General features: G+C 63.3%; 3 protein-coding genes and 1 pseudogene. All 4 read left to right on the plus strand.

Annotated elements, in window-relative coordinates; translation table 11 throughout:
• Window positions 1–163 (plus strand): annotated as a pseudogene (locus VGC77_RS22695) (chemotaxis protein CheW); the annotation flags it as partial.
• A 118-nt stretch (window positions 164–281) separates the two neighbouring features.
• The gene (locus VGC77_RS22700; RefSeq protein ID WP_331173819.1) at window positions 282–1166 is read left to right on the plus strand and encodes a protein-glutamate O-methyltransferase CheR; all 885 of its coding nucleotides are present in this window, start codon (window positions 282–284) and stop codon (window positions 1164–1166) included.
• Window positions 1167–1175: 9 nt separating this feature from the next.
• Complete coding sequence (locus tag VGC77_RS22705; protein WP_331173820.1) at window positions 1176–1490, plus strand: PilZ domain-containing protein; 315 nt, start codon at window positions 1176–1178, stop codon at window positions 1488–1490.
• A 268-nt stretch (window positions 1491–1758) separates the two neighbouring features.
• Entirely contained in the window at window positions 1759–3006 is a 1248-nt protein-coding gene (locus tag VGC77_RS22710; protein ID WP_331173821.1) for an EAL domain-containing response regulator, read from the plus strand.
• Window positions 3007–3179: the final 173 nt, after the last annotated feature.

Below are 3179 nucleotides of genomic sequence, written 5' to 3' on the forward strand. Positions count from 1 at the left end.
AGTGCTGAAGCTCGCCGACGACAGCCGCGAGGTCAACCCGGTCAACCTCGACCCCCGCATGGCCAAAATGGCCTGCGGCGTCCACCGCCTCAACGGCCAGCTCATGGTCGTCCTCGACGTCGACCGCGTCCTCGAAATCGGCGGCTCTGCACAGGCCGCCTAACCTCAGACAGCGAATGCTCCGTGCGACCAGTAGCCAGGAAATATCGATCCAAGGAATTTTCCGCAATCACGCCTCATCGTGTCGGTGACCGCCGCGATGTTCCTTCAGGAAAGAGATCATGACACCACTCGACTATGAGTATCTCCAGAAGCTCCTGAAGGATCGTTCCGGCCTGATGTTGTCGGCGGACAAGCGCTACCTGCTGGAGAGCCGGTTGCTGCCGCTGGCGCGCAAGATCGGCGTCGCCGGCATCAGCGAGCTGGTGCAGAAGATGAAGACCGGCCCGGATTCGCTGATCCACGACGTGGTCGAGGCGATGACCACCAACGAGACCTTCTTCTTCCGCGACAAGACCCCGTTCGATCACTTCAAGGACAGCGTGATTCCGGAACTGATCAAGGCCCGCGCCGGCCGCAAGAGCCTGCGGATCTGGTGCGCCGCCGCCTCCACCGGCCAGGAGCCGTATTCGCTGGCGATGATCCTGAAGGACATGGCGGCCGAACTCGCCGGCTGGCGGATCGAAATCATCGCCACCGATCTGTCGCCCGAGGTGCTGGAGAAATCCCGCTCCGGGCTCTACACCCAGTTCGAGGTGCAGCGCGGCCTGCCGATTCAATTGTTGGTCAAGCACTTCAAGCAGGTCGGCGCGATGTGGCAGCTCAATCCCGACACCCGCGCGATGGTGCAATACCGGCAGTTCAATCTGCTGCAGGACTTCGCCGCGCTCGGCAAGTTCGACGTCATCTTCTGCCGCAACGTGCTGATCTATTTCGACCAGCCGACCAAGAGCGATATCTTCAACCGCCTGATGAAGGCCAACGAGCCCGACGGATATCTGTTCCTCGGCGCGGCGGAGACCGTGGTCGGGCTCACCGACAGCTATCGGGTATGCCCGAAGCGGCGCGGCGTGTATCTGCCGAACCCGGCCGCGCAACGCACGCCGTCGGCTGCGATGGGGCAGTTCGCCGGCGGACTGAAGACCGGCACGGCGACGAGCCGCTAGGAGGCCGCGATGGCAACCGAGAATACAGGGCCGGAGCGGGTCACCTTCGGGCGCGGCTACAGCGTCTGGATCATGGGGATCGACGGCACCTGGCGACGCAATTGCGTGCTGAAGGCGGTGTCGGCCAACGACGCCGAGCTGACGCTGGACGGCTCGATCGAGGGCCTCAACCTCAAGGAATTCTTCCTGCTGCTGTCCTCGACCGGGCTGGCCTATCGCCGCTGCGAGCTGATCCGCGTCAACGGCTCGGAAATCGACGTCCGCTTCCTGAAGGCCAAGAGCAAGAACGGCAAGGCCAAGCGCGACGAGCAAGTCGAGGTTTGAGCCGTATAGCGTTTTCGAGCGAAGCGGATCCCGGTTCGCGTGAAGAGAACGCGTCAAAATTAGAATCTAGAGCTCCGGTTCTGATTCGATCAGAACCGGAATAGCTCTAGCGCCCGGGCGGCGGCGGGGCGTCGAAGCCGATCGCAGGAAATCCTCGCGATCCGGCTAAGCCTTCTTTCATTGTGCGCGGCCGATAATCGCCGCAGCTCATGGGTTCAAGCGTCAAGCGGCTGCGGCGATCGACGCTGCCGGGTCAACGGACAATGCGATGCCGGCTTGCCAAATCGACAGTTCCTCGCCGTTGGTGCTGATCGTCGACGACGATCGCATGCAAGGACGCCTGATCGGCGAGATCTGTTCGCGGATCGGCTATCGCTCGGTGTTTGCAGCCTCCTACGAGGTCGCCGCCGAACTGATTTCGACCACCGCCTTCAATTATGTGACCGTCGATCTGGCGCTCGGCGAACGCGACGGCATCGAGCTGCTGCGGCTGGTCGCCGCGTTGCAGGTCAGGCCGCGGGTCATCGTGATCAGCGGCTGCGAGCAGCGCATCCTCAACGCCGCGGTGCGGCTGGCGCATTCGACCGGGGTCTGTGACGCGATTGCGCTGCCGAAGCCGATCGAACTCGCCGCGCTGCGCAAGGCGCTGATCAGCAAGCCGTGCGATTGCAGCGTGCCGCAGCGTCCGGCGCGCGATCAGGCCGTCATCACCGCCGCCGATCTCGATCGGGCGCTGCGCAACGGCGAGATCTACGCGGCCTTTCAGCCGAAGATCGCGCTCGCCACCGGCAAGGTCGTCGGTTGTGAAGCGCTGGCGCGCTGGGACAGCCCGACGCTGGGTCCGGTCGGGCCCGATCTGTTCATCCCGCTGGCGGAGCGCAGCGGCGCGATCAAGGCGGTGACGCTGCAGATCCTGCGCAGCGCGCTGCAATTGGTCCGCGCGACCGGCCGCGACGATCCCAAGCTCGTCGTCGCGGTGAATCTGTCGGCGACGCTGTTGTCGGATCCGGCGATTTCCGAGGATATCGGCCGGCTGCTGCAGGAGGCCGAGGTGTCGCCGCGCGCGCTGATGATCGAGATCACCGAGACCACGGCGATGGACGACGTCTCGCTGGCGATGGATACGCTGCTGCGGTTGCGGATCAAGGGGATCGGCATTTCGATGGACGATTTCGGCACCGGCTATTCGTCGATGTCGAAGCTGGCGCAGATGCCGTTCTGCGAATTGAAGATCGACCGTTCCTTTATCAGCAACTGCCTGAACGATGCAGATCTGTGGAAGGTGGTTGCCTCTTCGGTGGCGATCGCGCGGGCCTACAACATGACGACCGTCGCCGAGGGCATCGAGACGTTTGAGACCTGGCAGGCGCTGGCCACGCTCGGATGCGACGTCGGGCAGGGCTTTGTGTTCTCCCGCGCGCTGCGCCACGATGCGTTTCTGGCGTGGTGCAAGCAGTGGAACGCGGCGCCGCCGGCCAAAGGCCTGCCGGAGCCGCAGGTCCTTCGCAAAGCCTAGAGCTATTCCGGTTCTGATTGAATCAGAACCGGAGCTCTAGCTGTGAGCTTTCAATAGGTTGTCCATCCGATCCAGACCGAGGAGACTGAGGTTGCGAAGCTTCAGGGATCCAAGGAGGACCGGATGAACATCCACAAGAATGCCCGTTTGACGCCGATTGGTCGAGAGCGGTT

It is taken from the genome of Rhodopseudomonas sp., from assembly GCF_036404135.1.
In the GTDB taxonomy this organism is placed as follows: Bacteria; Pseudomonadota; Alphaproteobacteria; order Rhizobiales; family Xanthobacteraceae; genus Rhodopseudomonas_A.